The organism is Citrobacter sp. Ce104 (genome assembly GCF_030334595.1).
Classification (GTDB): Bacteria; Pseudomonadota; Gammaproteobacteria; order Enterobacterales; family Enterobacteriaceae; genus Citrobacter; species Citrobacter europaeus.
The window spans coordinates 1-16,777 of the sequence record NZ_JAOWDP010000049.1 but is presented as its reverse complement, the minus strand read 5'-3'; the positions used below and the strand labels follow the sequence as shown (position 1 = coordinate 16,777).

Below are 16,777 nucleotides of genomic sequence, written 5' to 3'. Positions count from 1 at the left end.
GGCTGTTACTGTGCGATTTTCTTTTTCGCCGCACGTTTAGCTTTGGTGGCGGCAGCGATTTTAAGCGTTTTAGCCGATGGCTTTTTCGCTTTTTTGTCGCCTTTCTTCTCAGCCGCATTCTTATCCGGCTGAGGTTTGGCTCTGCCTTTCTTCTCGCCGCGGAAAGCGCTGTCCGGCTCGAAATTCACCTTTTTGCCCATCTGACGACGTTTACCAGTATTTTTACCTGCATCGCCTTTTTTCGCTTTTTCACGCGCGGTTTTACCTTCATTGCGCGGCGCACGTTCGCTGGAGATCAAACTGAAGTCGATTTTACGCTCGTCCATGTTAACCGCTTCCACGCGAACTTCCACGCGATCGCCCAGGCGATACATTTGACCGCTGGATTCCCCCGTCAGTCGCTGCCCAACCTGGTCAAAACGATAGTAGTCGTTATCCAGCGAGGAGACATGCACCAGACCGTCGATAAACAGCTCATCAAGACGGACAAAGAAGCCAAACCCGGTCACGCTGGCGATCACGCCTTTGAAGACATTCCCTACCTGATCCAGCATGAAGTCGCACTTCAGCCAATCAGAAACGTCGCGCGTCGCTTCGTCCGCACGGCGCTCGGCCATCGAACAGTGCTGACCCAGTTGCAGCATCTCTTCCATCGAATAATGGTAGCCACCGGTTTCCGTGGTGTTACCTTTATGGCCCTGCTCCTGCGCCAGCAGATACTTAATCGCCCGGTGCAAGGAGAGGTCCGGATAACGACGGATTGGTGAGGTAAAGTGCGCATAAGATTGCAGCGCCAGACCAAAGTGCCCGCGGTTTTCCGGATCGTAAATAGCCTGCTTCATCGAACGTAGCAGCATAGTCTGCAGCATTTCAGCGTCAGGGCGGTCAGCAATCGACTCAAGCAGTTCAGCATAATCACGCGGTTCAGGTTTATTGCCGCCAGGCAGCTCCAGTCCCAGTTCCGCCAGCACCGAACGGAACGAGTTAATCGCTTCGGTCGTCGGCTTATCATGAATACGGAACAGCGCCGGCTCCTTGGCTTTCTCAACGAATCGCGCCGCGGAGATGTTCGCCATGATCATGCACTCTTCAATCAGCTTGTGCGCGTCGTTACGCTGCGTCTGCTCGATACGCTCAATACGGCGTTCAGCATTGAAGATAAACTTCGCTTCCTCACTCTCAAACGAGATACCGCCGCGCTCTTCACGGGCTTTATCCAGTACTTTGTAGAGGTTATGCAGCTCTTCAATGTGTTTAACCAACGGCGCGTACTGTTCACGCAGCTCCTGATCGCCTTGCAGCATATGCCAGACTTTGGTGTAAGTCAGACGCGCATGGGAGCTCATTACCGCTTCGTAGAATTTAAAGCCGGTTAAGCGGCCTTTCGACGAAATGGTCATTTCACAGACCATACACAACCTGTCCACCTGCGGGTTGAGCGAACACAATCCGTTAGACAGCACTTCCGGCAGCATTGGAACAACCTGCGACGGGAAATAAACAGATGTGCCACGGCTACGCGCTTCCTGATCCAGCGGAGTCGGCGGACGAACGTAATAGCTTACGTCAGCAATCGCTACCCATAAACGCCAGCCGCCGCCGCGTTTCTTCTCGCAGTAGACCGCATCGTCAAAGTCACGCGCATCTTCGCCATCGATAGTAACCAGCGGCAGGGAGCGCAGATCGACACGCCCGACTTTTGCCTCTTCCGGCACTTCTTCTTTCAGCCCGGCGACCTGCTTTTCAACCGCCTGAGGCCAGATATACGGGATTTCATGGGTACGCAGTGCCATATCCACGGCCATGCTGGTTCCCATGTTGTCGCCCAGCACTTCAACAATTTTACCCACCGCTTTGGTGCGACGAGTCGGACGCTGGGTCAGCTCAACCACGACCACAAAGCCCATGCGAGCGCCCATCACTTCTTCAGGTGGGATCAGGATATCGAAACTCAGGCGGCTGTCGTCAGGAACGACAAACCCGACGCCAGCGTCGGTGAAGTAGCGACCCACAATCTGGCTGGTTTTCGGCACCAATACGCGCACAATACGCGCTTCGCGACGACCTTTACGGTCCGCGCCCAACGGCTGCGCCAGCACCTGATCGCCATGTATGCAGGTTTTCATCTGCTCACTGGACAGGTACAGGTCATCTTTGCGGCCTTCAACGCGCAGAAAGCCGTAGCCATCACGGTGGCCAATAACGGTACCTTTCAGCAGGTCGAGACGTTCCGGCAGCGCGTAGCACTGACGACGGGTGAAGACCAGTTGTCCGTCACGCTCCATCGCGCGCAGACGGCGACGCAGCGCTTCTTGCTGTTCTTCACCTTCAATGTTGAGTTCAGCGGCCAGCTCATCGCGGTTGGCCGGTTTTTCACGTTTAGTTAAATGTTCGAGGATAAATTCCCGGCTCGGGATAGGGTTCGCGTATTTTTCAGCTTCGCGTTCCTGGAAAGGATCTTGTGACATCGAGGTTCCTCCATTGTCATCTCTGATGGAATTCCTTCGTCTTTCACGACGCCTCTTTGTTGGCTGCCTTTGCTCCCCTCAGTCACTTACTTTTGTAAGCTCCTGGGGTCGCTCAGTTGCCGCCGCGATGCGACGCGAAATACTTTGGACTTCATTACTCCACCAGCAATAATTTATAAAGCGGTTGATTCTCTTCAACCAAATCAGCAAGTGTGTAGTTGTCCAGTTCCGTGAGAAAACTTTGCACTGCTTTAGAAAGCGCCTGTTTGAGTCGACAGGCCGGGGTAATGTGGCAAAACTCGCTGCTACAGTTGACCAACGATAAGGGTTCCAGCTCGCGAACCACATCACCAATACCAATATCCTTAGCGGGTTTACCCAGGCGGATACCGCCATTTTTTCCTCGAATAGCAGTAACAAAGCCCGCCCGGCTAAGTTGATTGATTATTTTGACCATATGATTACGGGACACGCCGTAGACTTCTGTCACCTCAGAAATACTGGTCATACGTCCTTCGGGAAGTGACGCCATGTAGATTAGCGCACGTAATCCGTAATCGGTGAAACTTGTTAACTGCACATCAACCTCAGGAAAAGGGATAAAACGGATAAACCTGGTGGTATTAATTACATTGATGATAAACCAGCCACCAGCCAGGTCGCTAATTTATTTCAGTTCGGGAAGGAAAAAAGCGAGGAACTTACGTGATTTTAAGCCGGATTCTGATGCAAAACGCCTCATCCGGCCTAAATTAGTGCAAGCGCAGCGCCGTTTGACGCTACGCTATAACCAGAATTATGCGTCGAACGGGTCGCGCAGGATCATGGTTTCAGTACGGTCTGGGCCAGTTGAGATAATATCAATCGGCACACCGGTCAGTTCTTCAATACGCTTGATGTAGTTCAGTGCTGCCTGCGGCAGACCGCTACGCTCCTTCACGCCGAAGGTAGATTCAGACCAGCCCGGCATGGTTTCGTAAATCGGCTCGATACCTTTCCAGTCGTCAGCTGCCAGCGGAGTAGTCGTTACTTCACGGCCATCCGGCATACGGTAAGCGACACAGATTTTCACCTCTTTCAAACCGTCCAGTACGTCCAGTTTGGTCAGGCAGAAGCCAGACAGGGAGTTAATCTGTACTGCACGGCGTACGGCCACGGAGTCCAGCCAACCGGTACGACGACGACGACCGGTGGTCGCGCCATACTCGTTACCTTGTTTGCACAGGAACTCGCCAACGTCATCAAACAGCTCAGTCGGGAATGGACCCGCACCGACACGAGTAGAGTAAGCTTTGATGATACCCAGAACGTAGTCCACATAACGCGGGCCCAGGCCGGAGCCGGTCGCCACGCCACCCGCGGTGGTGTTGGAAGACGTTACGTACGGATAGGTACCATGGTCGATATCCAGCAGGGTACCCTGCGCGCCTTCGAACATGACGAAATCGCCACGCTTACGCGCCTGGTCCAGCAGATCGGAAACATCAACAACCATAGCGGTCAGGATGTCGGCAATCGCCATTACATCATCCAGCACTTTCTGGTAGTCAACTGCTTCAACTTTATAGAAATTCACCAGCTGGAAGTTGTGATATTCCATCACTTCTTTCAGTTTTTCAGCGAAGGTTGCTTTATCAAACAGATCGCCAACGCGCAGACCGCGACGAGCTACTTTGTCTTCATAAGCCGGACCGATACCACGACCGGTAGTACCGATCGCTTTCTCGCCACGCGCTTTCTCACGAGCGTTATCCAACGCAACGTGATAATCAAGGATCAGCGGACAAGCTTCAGACAACAGCAGGCGCTCGCGAACCGGGATACCACGATCTTCCAGTCCTTTCATTTCTTTCATCAGCGCGGACGGAGACAGTACAACACCGTTACCGATGATGCTGATGACATTCTCGCGAAGAATACCTGATGGAATAAGATGGAGGACGGTTTTTTCACCGTTGATTACGAGAGTATGGCCTGCGTTGTGTCCACCCTGGTAGCGCACAACATATTTAGCCCGTTCAGTCAGAAGATCAACAATCTTCCCTTTACCTTCGTCACCCCATTGGGTGCCCAGTACGACGACGTTGTTACCCATTTTTCAAAATCACCGTTTGCTTAAAAATGGATTCTACCACCGCTTTTTCAGATATACAGCACTTTTTGCATGCGAAAATCCGCAAAATAGGCTACTTATTGATCAGCCAATCGTTTTCCTCAACATGTAGTAGACCACAACGCCCGCAACCACAAGACCTCCACCAAAACGACGCAAAGTATTTTCTGGAAGCTGGGCCATCGCGGAGATCATTTTCTTCCACGCATTGGGATAAAGCATCGGCCCCAGGCCTTCAAGGACCAAAACCAACGCAAGCGCCAGCAAAATTGTTGAATTCATCCATCGCCCTTAAATAAAAAGAAAACCACCGCATCCCTGGAGATGCCGGTGGTTTTGCTGCTTTAAAACCGCTGGACTGCTCTTAGCGTGTTGCGGTATTCGGTGTCTTCATGTAGCGGAAGAAATCGCTGTCCGGGCTCATGACCATCACGTCCTGGTTGCCTTCGAAGCTCTTCTCGTAAGCACGCAGGCTACGGATGAAGGCGTAGAAGTCAGGATCCTGACTGAACGCATCGGCAAACAGTTTAGCCGCTTCCGCATCGCCTTCACCGCGCATGATGCGGCCTTGACGCTCAGATTCTGCCAGCGTTTTAGTCACTTCATAGTCCGCCGTTGCACGCAGTTTTTCCGCTTCTTCCTGACCTTGTGAACGATGGCGACGCGCTACCGCTTCACGCTCAGCGCGCATACGGTTGTAGATAGCCTCAGATACTTCAGCAGGCAGGTTGATTTGCTTAATACGCACGTCAACCACTTCGATGCCCAATGCCGCCATACTGTTCGGGTTGATGACCGGTACTTTACCGTTCGTTTCAGCCTGAACACGCTCAGCCGCTTCGGCAATCGCGCTATCTGCCGCCGGCGTCGCGACTTCATCTTCCGTGCCCGCAGAACCGGAGTTCAGCGCGTCACGCACTTCCAGGGTCAGACGACCGCGGGAGTCGGTAACGATGTCTTTGACGTCCAGACGACCAATTTCAGAACGCAGACGGTCAGAGAACTTACGTTTCAGCAGGACTTCAGCCTGAGAAACATCGCCACCGCCCGTTGCCAGGTAGTAACGGCTAAAGTCACTGATGCGCCACTTAATGTAGGAGTCAACGATCAGATCTTTCTTCTCTTTGGTAACAAAGCGATCGGCCTGATTGTCCATGGTCTGAATACGCGCATCCAGCATCTTCACAGATTCAATAAACGGAATCTTGAAGTGCAGGCCTGGTGCAACGACCAGCGGCTTGTTTTCATCGTCACGCAGAACTTTACCAAAGCGCAGAGTAATCCCGCGCTCGCCTTCTTTGACCACAAAGACGGACATGAACAGAACTACCAGAACGATGATGATAATCGCAATAACTGACTTACGCATCGTTATTCCCCCTGACGCTGGTAGTCGTTACGCTGCGCGTTCGCGCGGCGTTGGTCCATAATATCGCCCTGACTGGTGGACGAAGTGTTGCTTGCTCCAGAGCCGGAAGTCGTTGCTGGCGGCAAACGCAGCAGGTTTGAACTGCTGTCGCTCTTGGCTGCTGGCGCACTACCGCCTTTCAGCATTTGATCCAGCGGCAGAACCATCAGATTGCTACCCTTATCGTTAACCAGGACTTTGCGGGTATTGCTCAGCACTTTTTCCATGGTTTCGATATACAGACGCTCGCGAGTAATTTGCGGTGCGGCTTTATATTCCGGCAGAATTTTTGCGAAGCGAGCCACTTCACCCTGAGCTTCCAGGATGGTTTGCGTTTTGTAAGCGCGCGCTTCTTCCAGAATACGCTGCGCCTGACCGTTAGCACGCGGCTGAACTTCGTTGGTGTACGCTTCTGCTTCACGGATGTACTGCTGCTCGTTTTCACGTGCGGCAATGGCATCGTCAAACGCGGCTTTTACTTCTTCCGGCGGACGTGCTGCCTGGAAGTTGACGTCCAGCAGAGTGATCCCCATGTTGTACGGGCGGATCGTTTCTTCCAGTTCACGCTGGGTATCGCTACGAATAACGGTACGCCCTTCGGTCAGGATACGGTCCATGGTGTATTTACCGATAACCCCGCGCAGGGCGCTGTCGGTAGCCTGACGCAGACTGTCATCCGCGCTGGTTACGCTAAACAGGTAACGCTGCGGATCGGTCACGCGGTACTGCACGTTCATTTCTACGCGCACGACGTTTTCGTCAGAGGTCAGCATGACGCCGGATGCGGCAAGTTCACGCACGGCTTCCACGTTGACCGGAGTCACTTCGTCGATAAAGGTCGGTTTCCAGTTCAGACCCGGTTCAACCAAATGGCTGAATTTACCGAAGCGTGTCACCACGCCGCGTTCCGCTTCTTTAATGGTGTAGAAACCGCTGGCCGCCCAGATAATGACAATAGCTGCCGCTGCGATAGTAAAGACTCGACCACCCAGTTGCGGACGCGGACCTTGCGATGAACTACCGCCGCCGGAACCCGTACCTTTACCGCCACCCAGACCACCGAGTTTTTTACTCAGTTTACGGAAAATATCATCCAGATCGGGAGGTCCCTGATCGCGACCGCCTTTGTTTCCATTTCCCTCAGGGTTGCCGCCAGGTTTGCTGCTTCCCCACGGGTCGCGGTCTTGTCCGTTATTACCGGGCTGATTCCACGCCATGTTTGTGCTCCATATTTGTTATGCGATGCTATACCTGCGTCTTTTGCGCTGCAGATGCGTTGGCTATGTTCCTCACTCCCGTCACATAGTTGATTATGCTTCGGGATATTTCAGAACTTGCCGCCTTCCTGCCGCACAAAACCACAAGGAATAGAGGCGAAAAAATCTTCAGGCCATATCCGTCAGGTCAGACAACATAGTCTTCCAGTGCCGGTTCTTGTTTACAGAGGCGACGCCAGTCTACGATCGGCATACGTACTTGCAGACCTACGCTACCGTCTTCCTCCATCCACTCTTTTTCTATTGCCTGAAGTTGGTAAAACCGGCTTCTCAGACGCCCTTCCTGCGGCGGCAAACGCAACGTATGCTGCGCAACCTCACCGGAAAGACGCTCTGTCAAAGCCTGAAAAAGCTGTGGTATGCCAATACCCGTTTGCGCTGAAACCCAAACGCGAATGGGTTTATTCTCTTCATCTCTGTCAATACGCGGTTCAAAATCATCCAGCATATCGATTTTATTCATCACCAGCAGGGTCGGGATCTCATGTGCATCGATCTCTTCGAGCACCGTGTCGACGGCCTCGATGTTTTCCTGCACACGAAAATCTGCAGCATCAATAACGTGCAGCAGCAATGTCGCCTGACGTGTTTCCTGCAGGGTGGCTTTAAATGCCGCCACCAGGTCGTGCGGCAAATGGCGGATAAACCCTACGGTATCCGCCAGCACGGTTTCACCAACGTCCGCTACGTCTATGCGGCGCAGCGTTGGATCCAGGGTCGCAAACAGCTGGTCCGCTGCGTAAACCCGGGCTTCGGTGATCTGGTTGAACAGGGTGGATTTTCCGGCGTTGGTATATCCCACCAGTGATACGGTTGGGACATCCGCTTTCTTGCGCGACTGCCGCCCCTGCTCACGTTGCTTTTCAACTTTTTCCAGGCGCGACTGTATTTGCAAAATGCGATTACGCAGCAAACGACGGTCGGTTTCGAGCTGGGTTTCACCCGGACCGCGCAAACCAATCCCGCCCTTTTGCCTTTCAAGGTGGGTCCAGCCACGGACCAGACGCGTAGCCATATGGCGCAACTGCGCCAGCTCAACCTGCAATTTACCCTCATGGGTGCGCGCACGCTGGGCAAAAATATCTAAAATAAGACCGGTCCTGTCGATAACAAGACACTGGCATAATTGTTCCAGGTTACGTTCCTGGGCGGGGCTTAGAGCATGATCAAAAATCACCACCGCAGCGCCAGTCGCTTTTACGGCTTCGGCAATTTCGATTGCCTTACCTTCACCAACAAAATACTTCGGGTGCGGTGCTTTACGGCTCCCGGTAATCACCTGCATTGCTTCGACACCGGCGGAAGAAACCAGAGATTCAAACTCCTGGAGGTCTTCCATATCTTTGTCTTGCGAAAAATAGATGTGTACCAGTACCGCCTGCTCACCGGCATCATAACGGTCAAACAAGCGTCAACCCCTTAATATATATATCAACGGGGAACGCAGGATCGCTGGCTCCCCGTGGGTAAAACAGCTAACAACCTTATTCGGTTTCTTCGCTGTCCTGTTGCGCAGATGAACCTTGCGCGTTGCTACCGTGATGGTAGTTGCTGCCAGTGCCGCCGGTGGCATTATTGCTGTGATGAGAAACCGGGCGAGACGGGACAACAGTAGAAATCGCGTGCTTATAAACCATCTGGCTGACCGTGTTTTTCAACAGGATCACGAACTGATCAAAAGACTCGATTTGACCTTGCAGCTTAATACCATTCACCAAATAAATAGAAACTGGAACACGTTCCCGACGCAGTGCGTTCAGGAACGGATCTTGTAAAGATTGCCCCTTAGCCATTCTCTCTTTTCCTTATATGCTTATTTGTACTTTGAACCTTTCGATTCTGAAAAATTGCGCACGATACGTTTCAATTGTACACATTCAGTTCGCGATAGCACCAACAACCTGTAATACTTCGTTTCGCGCCTGGTCAGGCTTTTCACTGTCAAGCCAGTGCACCCCTTCCCAACCACGCAACCAGGTTACCTGTCGCTTCGCCAACTGCCTCGTGGCGCAAACACCTCTATAAACCATTTCATCGTATGAAATTTCGCCTTCAATGTATGACCACATCTGGCGATACCCTACACAACGAATGGAAGGCAAATCCGTATGCAAATCTCCACGGGCAAAAAGCGCCCGGACTTCTGCTTCAAAACCTGAAGCCAACATCTGATGAAAACGCTGCTCAATTCGCTGATGGAGCAGTTCACGGCTCGCCGGGGCGATTGCAAACTGATGCACCTGATACGGCAAAGCATCTCCTGACGTTTGCGTCAGCTCCGTTAAAGTTTTACCCGAAATGAAAAAAACTTCCAGTGCCCGGGAAAGTCTTTGCGGATCATTTGGATGAATACGCGCCGCAGCCACCGGATCGATTTCCTGAAGCTGTCGGTGTAACGCGTCCCACCCGAGCTCTGCCGCCTGCTGCTCAATTCTGGCCCTGACTTGCGGGTCCGCCGACGGTAACGGCGACAGCCCTTCAAGCAAGGCTTTGAAATATAACATTGTGCCGCCCACCAGCAGCGGGATACGCCCCGCAGCGGTGATATCGGCCATCTCGGCTAACGCATCGCGGCGAAAATCAGCGGCGGAGTACGCTTGCGACGGATCGCGGATATCCAGCAATCGGTGCGGCGCGGCCTGTAATTCATCTGCATCAGGCTTGGCAGTACCGATATCCATCCCCTTGTAAATAAGGGCGGAATCAACGCTTATCAACTCTATGGGCAAAACTTTACGCAATTCAATTGCGAGAGCCGTTTTACCGGAGGCCGTTGGCCCCATCAAAAAAATCGCCTTTGGCAGGCTCGCCTTACGGGTATCACTCATGTTTCAGGGCATTCATTACCGAATGTAAATCAACAGATTGTAACAGACCACCCGGCGGTGCCTTCACGAGTTGTGGGCAGAGCCGCTCAACATCCGCTAACAGCGTAATCGCCTGAGCCATGCTCCACTGCGGATGCTCGCTAATCAGGTTACGTGCAATCCACTGTGCAATATTGCCCGGTTCGAATACGGACTGCTGCGCCAGGTAGCCTATCAGTTCAGGAATCAAGATTTGTAAATTTTGTTGGCGTAAGGGTAAAGGCACCGCCCGGATGGTCACATGCTGCGCATCCAGTTGAAATTCAATGCCCAATTCAGCCAGTTGGCTCTGCCCTTTTTGCAGGGCCGCTTTTTCATCAGCGGTCACTTTTAGACGTAAAGGGATCAGCAACGGCTGGGCGCAAACGCCTCCCTCGCCCGGCGTTAACTGCGCCTGACGTAGCCAACGTTCCGCCACTGGTAATGCCAGCAACCGAATCTGGCCATCGCACTCAAGCAACGCGCAGTCCGTACCGACAATCGTTAACACTCGCCCAAAGCCCTGGCCGTTGCCACTCAGAGGTGCCGATGGCGTTTCAGTGGCCGGCGTTTTACGCGGCGGAACCGGCGTCTGCAGCAGTTGCTGATAAATCTCACCCTGCTGCTTTTGATATCCAGGTTGGGCATGAGGCCAACCGGCCCCCGCCTGACGCCCACCACTGCTGCCGCTTCCAGCGCCAGCGGATGCTGAGTACCGCGGTGTCGCAGGTTCACGCGCGGGAGCCGGATCGGCAAAATGGTTACGTCCGGCAGCAACGCGGTTTTCCGGGATGTGCCTTGGGGCGGGCTCGTCGTCGTCAGCCAACGACAGCGGCGTTTCAAGCTGCTGCTGTAGGACGCTCAACACGCCCTGGTAAATAAAATCGTGCACCAGGCGAGATTGATGAAAACGGACCTCATGTTTGGCGGGATGTACGTTAACATCCACCTGATGTGGGTCGATTTCCAGATACAGCACAAAAGCGGGCTGCTGATCGGCCCCCAGCTTATCTTCACAGGCCTGACGGATAGCATGGTTGATCAGGCGGTCGCGCATCATTCGACCATTCACATAGCAATACTGGATTTCCGCCAGCGCCGCCGTCGTATGATTAGGATCGGCCACCCAGCCGCGCAGCGTTAAATCGCCATGCTGCCATTCAATCGCCAGCGCATGTTCCAGAAACGGCGTACCGCAAATCGCGCCCAGTCGGCGCTCTTTCTGCCCATCCGCAGCCACTGCGCGATACTGGCGCACCGCTTTGCCGTTGTGGGACAAATTAATCGTCACATCAAAACGCGCCAGCGCGATGCGGCGGATAATCTCATCGATATGATTAAATTCGGTTTTCTCGGTGCGCATAAACTTGCGCCGTGCCGGGGTGTTGTAGAACAGATCTAACACCTCCAGCGTGGTTCCCACCGGATGCGCGGCAGGTTTGACCGTCACATCCATGTCGCGCCCTTCGGCATAGGCTTGCCAGGCTTCGGGTTGTTCTTGCGTCCGTGACGTCAGGGTTAAACGAGAAACGGAGCTGATACTGGCCAGCGCTTCGCCGCGAAACCCGAGGCTTACGATAGCCTCAAGATCGTCAAGCGAAGAAATTTTACTGGTGGCATGACGCGCCAGAGCCAGCGCCAGCTCGTCTTTTTTAATCCCGCAACCGTTGTCACGAATACGGATAAGCTTCGCGCCGCCGCGCTCAATATCAATATCAATGCGCGTCGCACCGGCATCGATACTGTTTTCCACCAGCTCTTTCACCACTGACGCAGGCCGTTCTACCACCTCGCCTGCGGCAATCTGGTTCGCCAACTGTGGCGGTAGAACCTGAATCGGCATGGCTAATCCTTAATTTGTTAACGTGTTACCAGGTGATACCGCACTGGCGGTTTGCGCCGGTGCGCCCTGCGGCCCGCTTTGCATCGGGTGCGCCTGGAAATAGTTACGCAATCCTTTGTAAATTGCCTCGGCCAGTTGCTGCTGGTAGTCATCACTCGCCAACAGACGCTCTTCGCTGTTGTTACTGATAAAACCGGTTTCGACCAGTACTGACGGGATATCAGGCGAACGTAATACCCCAAGGCTGGCGTGTTCCGGGCGACGCTTATGCATCGAGCCAATACGTTCTAACTGGCCGATCATGCTGGTCGCCACATCATACCCGACGCGTTGCGAATGACCGAACTGCAGATCCAGAACGGCCTGGCTGAGATAAGGATCGGACTGGCTGTTTGCCAGCACATCGCCCGCCCCGCCCAACAGCTCCGATTGCTTCTCGTGCTGTTCCAGCCAGCCGGCCATCTCACTGTTTGCCCGACGGTTTGACAATACCCAAACGGAAGCGCCTGTGGCATCCCGGTTTGGCGCGGCATCCGCATGAATAGAGACCAGGAAATTAGCGTTTTGTTTACGCGCGACGTCTGAACGCCCCATCACCGAGATAAAGTAATCACCATCACGGGTGAGTACGCCTTTAAACATCGGATCATCATTGAGCAAACTGCGCAGTTTGCGCGCCACGGCAATCGTGACGTTTTTCTCACGCGTGCCGCCAGGACCAATAGCGCCAGGATCCTGTCCACCGTGACCGGCATCAATAGCGATAACCACTTTTTCGCCGCTACCTGTGCTGGCGCGCGCCGCAGGTCGTGTGGAGGTATTACTGTTGGTCACCACGGTAGTGCGATCGTTTTCCGCTTTAAACGGGTTACGCGCAGGCTCGGCAGGACGCGTGGCGATAACGGGCGCCTCAACACGCTTCGCAACCACTGGCGGTGGAGGCGGCGGCGGCGGCGCATCAGCCTTGATGGTAAACACGACGGTATAATTGCCGCCGTTCTGGCGTTTTACGGCATCGGCTTTGCCATTCTCGGTTAAATCCACCACCAGGCGCAGAGACTGCGCATCCTTTGGCGTGCCGGAACGGATAGATTTCACCAGATTATTGCCGCTAAACAGCAGCGGTAATCCCTGAATCACACCGGTTTGTTTAATATCCAGCGCGACGGTTCGTTTCCCGTCCTGGGAAACGGCGTATTCAGGATCGCCAATAAAGCTCAGCGTAATCCGCGCCTGTTGATCGCCATTAGATACCTGAAGATCGGAGAGGCTGGCAGCCCCTGCCTGCGCGCACAGCAGGACCAAGGTTGCCATCAGCCAGTTTCTGATGCGATAAATCATCCCGCCACCCTTAAGGTTAATCGGCTAAACGCGCCAGCAATAAATCACCCGATGAGGAGACTGCGCTTACGCGCGCCTCTCGACCTTGCGCCTGGTATTCAATGTGTATTTCGACGTCCGGGTCTGGCAGTACACCTTTACCTTGTTGCGGCCATTCCACCAGGCAGATGGCATCATTGGCAAAATAATCGCGGATCCCCATAAACTCCAGCTCCTCCGGGTCCGCAAGTCGGTACAGATCGAAGTGATATACCATCAAGTTATCGAGCGAATAGGGTTCAACCAGCGTGTAGGTGGGGCTTTTTACATTACCTTTATGACCTAACGCTTGCAGGAATCCCCGGCTGAAAGTGGTTTTACCCGCCCCCAGGTCGCCGTACAAATAAATTACCGTCGCGCCATCACAGGCTTTAGCTACCCGCAGTCCCAGGTCTAAAGTCGCCTGCTCATCAGGTAGTGGAATTACTCGATTCATCATGATAAACGTCAATCACATCAGGGTTAACAATACGCTGTAGCGTGGTAAAGAGATCTGTCGCCAGCATGCCGCGCGTACCAAAACGCGCCGCCAGTACATCCGCCGCCGCACCGTGCGCAACACATCCCGCACATGCTGCATCATACGGGGTAAGCTTCTGTCCGAGCAATGCGCCAATAATACCGGAAAGCACATCACCCATTCCGCCGCTGGCCATTCCTGCATTGCCGGTATCAATAATACCCAACTCAGCCTGTTCAGCGGCAACAACCGTACCCGCGCCTTTCAGCACCACGACGCCTCCGTACCGTTTTACCAGACGTTGTGCACAAAGTAAGCGATCGTCTTCAATTTCTGCAATGGAACAGCCCAGCAGTCGCGCGGCTTCACCCGGATGCGGCGTGATCACGCGATTGTGACGTTTATCGGGATTGATTGCCAGCAGGTTCAGCGCATCCGCATCCCAGAGCATCGGTTTGCGAAAATTCTCGACCTTTTGCAGCGCTTTTTTACCCCACTCCTGCTGACCAAGCCCAGGCCCTATCACCACAACATCCGCCCATGCCAGGCTCTCTTCCAGCGTCTGCGGCGTCAGCGCATCAACCATCAGTTCCGGCCTGGCAGTCAGAATAGGCGCAATGTTTTCACTGCGGGTCAGCACTTTGACCAGCCCGGCTCCTGCACGCAGCGCCGCTTCACCGGCCATGCGTATTGCGCCTGCCGTACCGTGGTCACCGCCGATAATCACCAGCCGACCGTGGGAGCCTTTATGCGAGGTGGGTCGACGCGGCGTTAACCAGTGCGCAAGCTGTTGAGCATCAAAACGCTGCAGCGGCGCGTTCTGCCCCGCCAGCCAGTCATCCAGCCCGAGTGCGTTAACATGCAGGCATCCGGTGACATCGCGCGCTTTACCCGTTAGCAGACCTGGCTTGAGCGCAATAAAGGTGACGGTGTGCGCAGCGTTGATGACCGCTCCCGGCGTCGCCCCTGTTTGCGCCAGCAGACCGGATGGAATGTCTATCGCCACAACAGGAGCAGGATGGCTGTTGGCACGCTCGATCACTGCCGAAAGGGACTCTCGCGGCGCATGTTTTAAGCCAGTGCCTGACAGCGCATCAATAATGACGTCCACGCTATCTGGCCAGTTGATATCTACAGCATGAATGACGCCACCGGCGTTAAGCCAGGCGTCGTGGGCCTGCTGCGCCTCCCCGGGGAGCGGTTTATCGCTCTCCTGCGCCAGCAACGTAACATCAAGACCCTGCGCTTTGGCAAGCCTTGCCACTACGTATCCATCTCCGCCGTTGTTGCCATGACCACACAACACCAGCCAGTTTCGGGCGTTCGGATATGCCTCGCGGGTGACCTGAAACGCCGCCTCTCCCGCCCGTTGCATCAGTTCGTACAACGTCAGCCCTAAACTGTCTGCCGCCTCTCGCTCCATCCGCCTGATGTCATCGGCGTGCCAGATGGAGTGTGGTATACTTGCGGGGTTTTTCTTCATTGTATGGTCCGTCATGTCAGAGCCCCTCGATCTCAATCAGTTAGCGCAAAATATTAAGCAGTGGGGGCTGGAGCTTGGCTTTCAGCAGGTCGGTATTGCCGATACCGACCTCAGCGAAGCGGAACCCAAACTGCAGGCCTGGCTGGATAAACACTATCACGGCGAGATGGACTGGATGGCCCGTCACGGCATGATGCGCGCCCGACCTCACGAATTATTGCCCGGTACGCTACGAGTTATCAGCGTACGTATGAACTATCTTCCTGCCAAAGCGGCCTTTGCCAGCACATTGAAAAACCCTTCGCTGGGTTACGTCAGCCGTTATGCGCTTGGCCGCGACTATCACAAGCTGCTGCGTAACCGCTTAAAAAAGCTGGGGGAGATGATTCAACAGCACTGCGTTTCGCTGAATTTTAGACCTTTTGTCGATTCTGCGCCCATTCTTGAGCGCCCGTTAGCGGAAAAAGCCGGGCTTGGCTGGACAGGTAAGCACTCACTTATCCTCAATCGTGAAGCCGGATCATTTTTCTTCCTCGGGGAATTACTGATCGATTTACCCTTGCCGGTCGACCAACCAGTAGAAGAAGGATGCGGGAAATGCGTCGCCTGCATGACCATCTGTCCCACCGGGGCCATCGTTGAACCCTACACGGTGGATGCGCGCCGCTGTATCTCTTATCTCACGATCGAACTGGAAGGCGCGATCCCGGAAGAATTTCGTCCCTTGATGGGGAATCGAATTTACGGCTGCGATGATTGCCAGCTTATTTGCCCGTGGAATCGCTATTCGCAGTTGACGGCAGAGGATGACTTCAGCCCGCGCAAGCAGCTTCATGCTCCAGAGTTAATAGAGCTGTTTAGCTGGAGCGAAGCGTGGTTTTTAAAAGTCACAGAGGGGTCTGCCATTCGTCGTATTGGCCACCTGCGTTGGCTGCGAAATATCGCCGTTGCGTTGGGTAATGCCCCCTGGGATGACGCTGTTATTCACGCGCTGGAAAGTCGCAGAGGTGAGTACACACTTCTCGACGAACACATAGACTGGGCGGTTGCTCAGCAAATCGAGAAGCGAAATGCCTGCGTAGTTGAGGTGCAGTTACCGAAGAAACAACGTTTGGTCAGGGTCATTGAAAAGGGTCTACCGCGCGACGCTTAAGTCATCCACAGCTTGTGTATAAAAATAAAAACACATTGATATTCAAGAGGGAAAAAATCGTCAAGTGATCGCATTAACAATTTGAAATGATAATTAAACCCATAATTTCAAGCAGTTAAAATGATACTATTCACCCAGCGAAGTTTTTTGCATTCCAGGAATAATACCCTAACCTGTGGATAAGTCTGTTTACAAGAGTATGTCAATGACGAAACAAAACGTCCCCAACGCGATTATTCGTTGTGGATATTTTTTATTGAGGTAAGAATTTGGAGCGGGAAACGAGACTCGAACTCGCGACCCCGACCTTGGCAAGGTCGTGCTCTACCAACTGAGCTATTCCCGC

14 protein-coding genes and 1 tRNA gene are annotated in these 16,777 nt (G+C 53.7%); 1 reads left to right on the top strand and 14 read right to left on the bottom strand.

Annotated features, from left to right (window positions below; genetic code table 11):
* Positions 1-5: 5 nt before the first annotated feature.
* The 13 genes from rnr to nnr all read right to left on the bottom strand — a co-directional run bounded on the left by rnr (position 6) and on the right by nnr (position 15,293).
* Entirely contained in the window at positions 6-2,468 is a 2,463-nt protein-coding gene (gene rnr / locus OGW16_RS03975; RefSeq protein WP_200007935.1) for a ribonuclease R, read from the bottom strand.
* A gap of 154 nt (positions 2,469-2,622) precedes the next feature.
* Positions 2,623-3,048, bottom strand: a complete 426-nt coding sequence (gene nsrR / locus OGW16_RS03970; RefSeq protein ID WP_003025609.1) for a nitric oxide-sensing transcriptional repressor NsrR — start codon at positions 3,046-3,048, stop codon at positions 2,623-2,625.
* 216 nt (positions 3,049-3,264) lie between these two features.
* Complete coding sequence (gene purA, locus OGW16_RS03965) at positions 3,265-4,563, bottom strand: adenylosuccinate synthase (RefSeq protein ID WP_043018174.1); 1,299 nt, start codon at positions 4,561-4,563, stop codon at positions 3,265-3,267.
* Between the two features lie 102 nt (positions 4,564-4,665).
* Entirely contained in the window at positions 4,666-4,863 is a 198-nt protein-coding gene (locus tag OGW16_RS03960; RefSeq protein WP_043018173.1) for a DUF2065 domain-containing protein, read from the bottom strand.
* Positions 4,864-4,945: 82 nt separating this feature from the next.
* Positions 4,946-5,950 (bottom strand): protease modulator HflC, encoded by a 1,005-nt coding sequence (hflC, locus tag OGW16_RS03955; RefSeq protein WP_003830491.1) that lies wholly within the window; start codon positions 5,948-5,950, stop codon positions 4,946-4,948.
* A gap of 2 nt (positions 5,951-5,952) precedes the next feature.
* Positions 5,953-7,206 carry an FtsH protease activity modulator HflK gene (hflK, locus tag OGW16_RS03950; protein ID WP_043018172.1) on the bottom strand — a complete coding sequence of 418 codons (1,254 nt, stop codon included), beginning with the start codon at positions 7,204-7,206 and terminating at the stop codon, positions 5,953-5,955.
* Between the two features lie 187 nt (positions 7,207-7,393).
* Complete coding sequence (hflX, locus tag OGW16_RS03945) at positions 7,394-8,674, bottom strand: ribosome rescue GTPase HflX (protein WP_003025589.1); 1,281 nt, start codon at positions 8,672-8,674, stop codon at positions 7,394-7,396.
* A gap of 76 nt (positions 8,675-8,750) precedes the next feature.
* Positions 8,751-9,059, bottom strand: coding sequence for an RNA chaperone Hfq (gene hfq, locus OGW16_RS03940; RefSeq protein ID WP_003025584.1), 309 nt, complete (start codon positions 9,057-9,059; stop codon positions 8,751-8,753).
* 84 nt (positions 9,060-9,143) lie between these two features.
* On the bottom strand, positions 9,144-10,094 hold the full coding sequence (gene miaA, locus OGW16_RS03935; RefSeq protein WP_043018171.1) for a tRNA (adenosine(37)-N6)-dimethylallyltransferase MiaA: 951 nt from the start codon (positions 10,092-10,094) through the stop codon (positions 9,144-9,146).
* A complete protein-coding gene (gene mutL, locus OGW16_RS03930; protein WP_043018170.1) occupies positions 10,087-11,955 on the bottom strand; it encodes a DNA mismatch repair endonuclease MutL in 1,869 nt (622 codons plus the stop codon). The genes miaA and mutL overlap by 8 nt, the downstream gene beginning before the upstream one ends.
* Positions 11,956-11,964: 9 nt before the next feature.
* Positions 11,965-13,296, bottom strand: coding sequence for an N-acetylmuramoyl-L-alanine amidase AmiB (gene amiB, locus OGW16_RS03925; RefSeq protein ID WP_047406733.1), 1,332 nt, complete (start codon positions 13,294-13,296; stop codon positions 11,965-11,967).
* Between the two features lie 16 nt (positions 13,297-13,312).
* The gene (gene tsaE / locus OGW16_RS03920; protein ID WP_008786002.1) at positions 13,313-13,774 is read right to left on the bottom strand and encodes a tRNA (adenosine(37)-N6)-threonylcarbamoyltransferase complex ATPase subunit type 1 TsaE; all 462 of its coding nucleotides are present in this window, start codon (positions 13,772-13,774) and stop codon (positions 13,313-13,315) included.
* On the bottom strand, positions 13,746-15,293 hold the full coding sequence (nnr, locus tag OGW16_RS03915; protein ID WP_286517931.1) for a bifunctional ADP-dependent NAD(P)H-hydrate dehydratase/NAD(P)H-hydrate epimerase: 1,548 nt from the start codon (positions 15,291-15,293) through the stop codon (positions 13,746-13,748). Before nnr ends, tsaE begins: the two co-directional genes overlap by 29 nt.
* Between nnr and queG the strand changes: the two genes are divergently transcribed.
* Positions 15,292-16,431, top strand: a complete 1,140-nt coding sequence (gene queG, locus OGW16_RS03910; RefSeq protein ID WP_087052279.1) for a tRNA epoxyqueuosine(34) reductase QueG — start codon at positions 15,292-15,294, stop codon at positions 16,429-16,431. The genes nnr and queG overlap by 2 nt on opposite strands.
* Before the next feature lie 270 nt (positions 16,432-16,701).
* Here the strand turns inward: queG and OGW16_RS03905 are convergent.
* Positions 16,702-16,777, bottom strand: a tRNA-Gly gene (locus OGW16_RS03905).

Bases quoted from the DNA above. Each gene is read 5' to 3' on its own strand.
- rnr (WP_200007935.1), bottom strand. From the start codon at position 2,468: ATGTCACAAGATCCTTTCCAGGAACGCGAAGCTGAAAAATACGCGAAC.
- purA (WP_043018174.1), bottom strand. From the start codon at position 4,563: ATGGGTAACAACGTCGTCGTACTGGGCACCCAATGGGGTGACGAAGGT.
- OGW16_RS03960 (WP_043018173.1), bottom strand. From the start codon at position 4,863: ATGAATTCAACAATTTTGCTGGCGCTTGCGTTGGTTTTGGTCCTTGAA.
- hflC (WP_003830491.1), bottom strand. From the start codon at position 5,950: ATGCGTAAGTCAGTTATTGCGATTATCATCATCGTTCTGGTAGTTCTG.
- hflK (WP_043018172.1), bottom strand. From the start codon at position 7,206: ATGGCGTGGAATCAGCCCGGTAATAACGGACAAGACCGCGACCCGTGG.
- hfq (WP_003025584.1), bottom strand. From the start codon at position 9,059: ATGGCTAAGGGGCAATCTTTACAAGATCCGTTCCTGAACGCACTGCGT.
- miaA (WP_043018171.1), bottom strand. From the start codon at position 10,094: ATGAGTGATACCCGTAAGGCGAGCCTGCCAAAGGCGATTTTTTTGATG.
- mutL (WP_043018170.1), bottom strand. From the start codon at position 11,955: ATGCCGATTCAGGTTCTACCGCCACAGTTGGCGAACCAGATTGCCGCA.
- amiB (WP_047406733.1), bottom strand. From the start codon at position 13,296: ATGATTTATCGCATCAGAAACTGGCTGATGGCAACCTTGGTCCTGCTG.
- tsaE (WP_008786002.1), bottom strand. From the start codon at position 13,774: ATGATGAATCGAGTAATTCCACTACCTGATGAGCAGGCGACTTTAGAC.
- queG (WP_087052279.1), top strand. From the start codon at position 15,292: ATGTCAGAGCCCCTCGATCTCAATCAGTTAGCGCAAAATATTAAGCAG.
- nnr (WP_286517931.1), bottom strand. From the start codon at position 15,293: ATGACGGACCATACAATGAAGAAAAACCCCGCAAGTATACCACACTCC.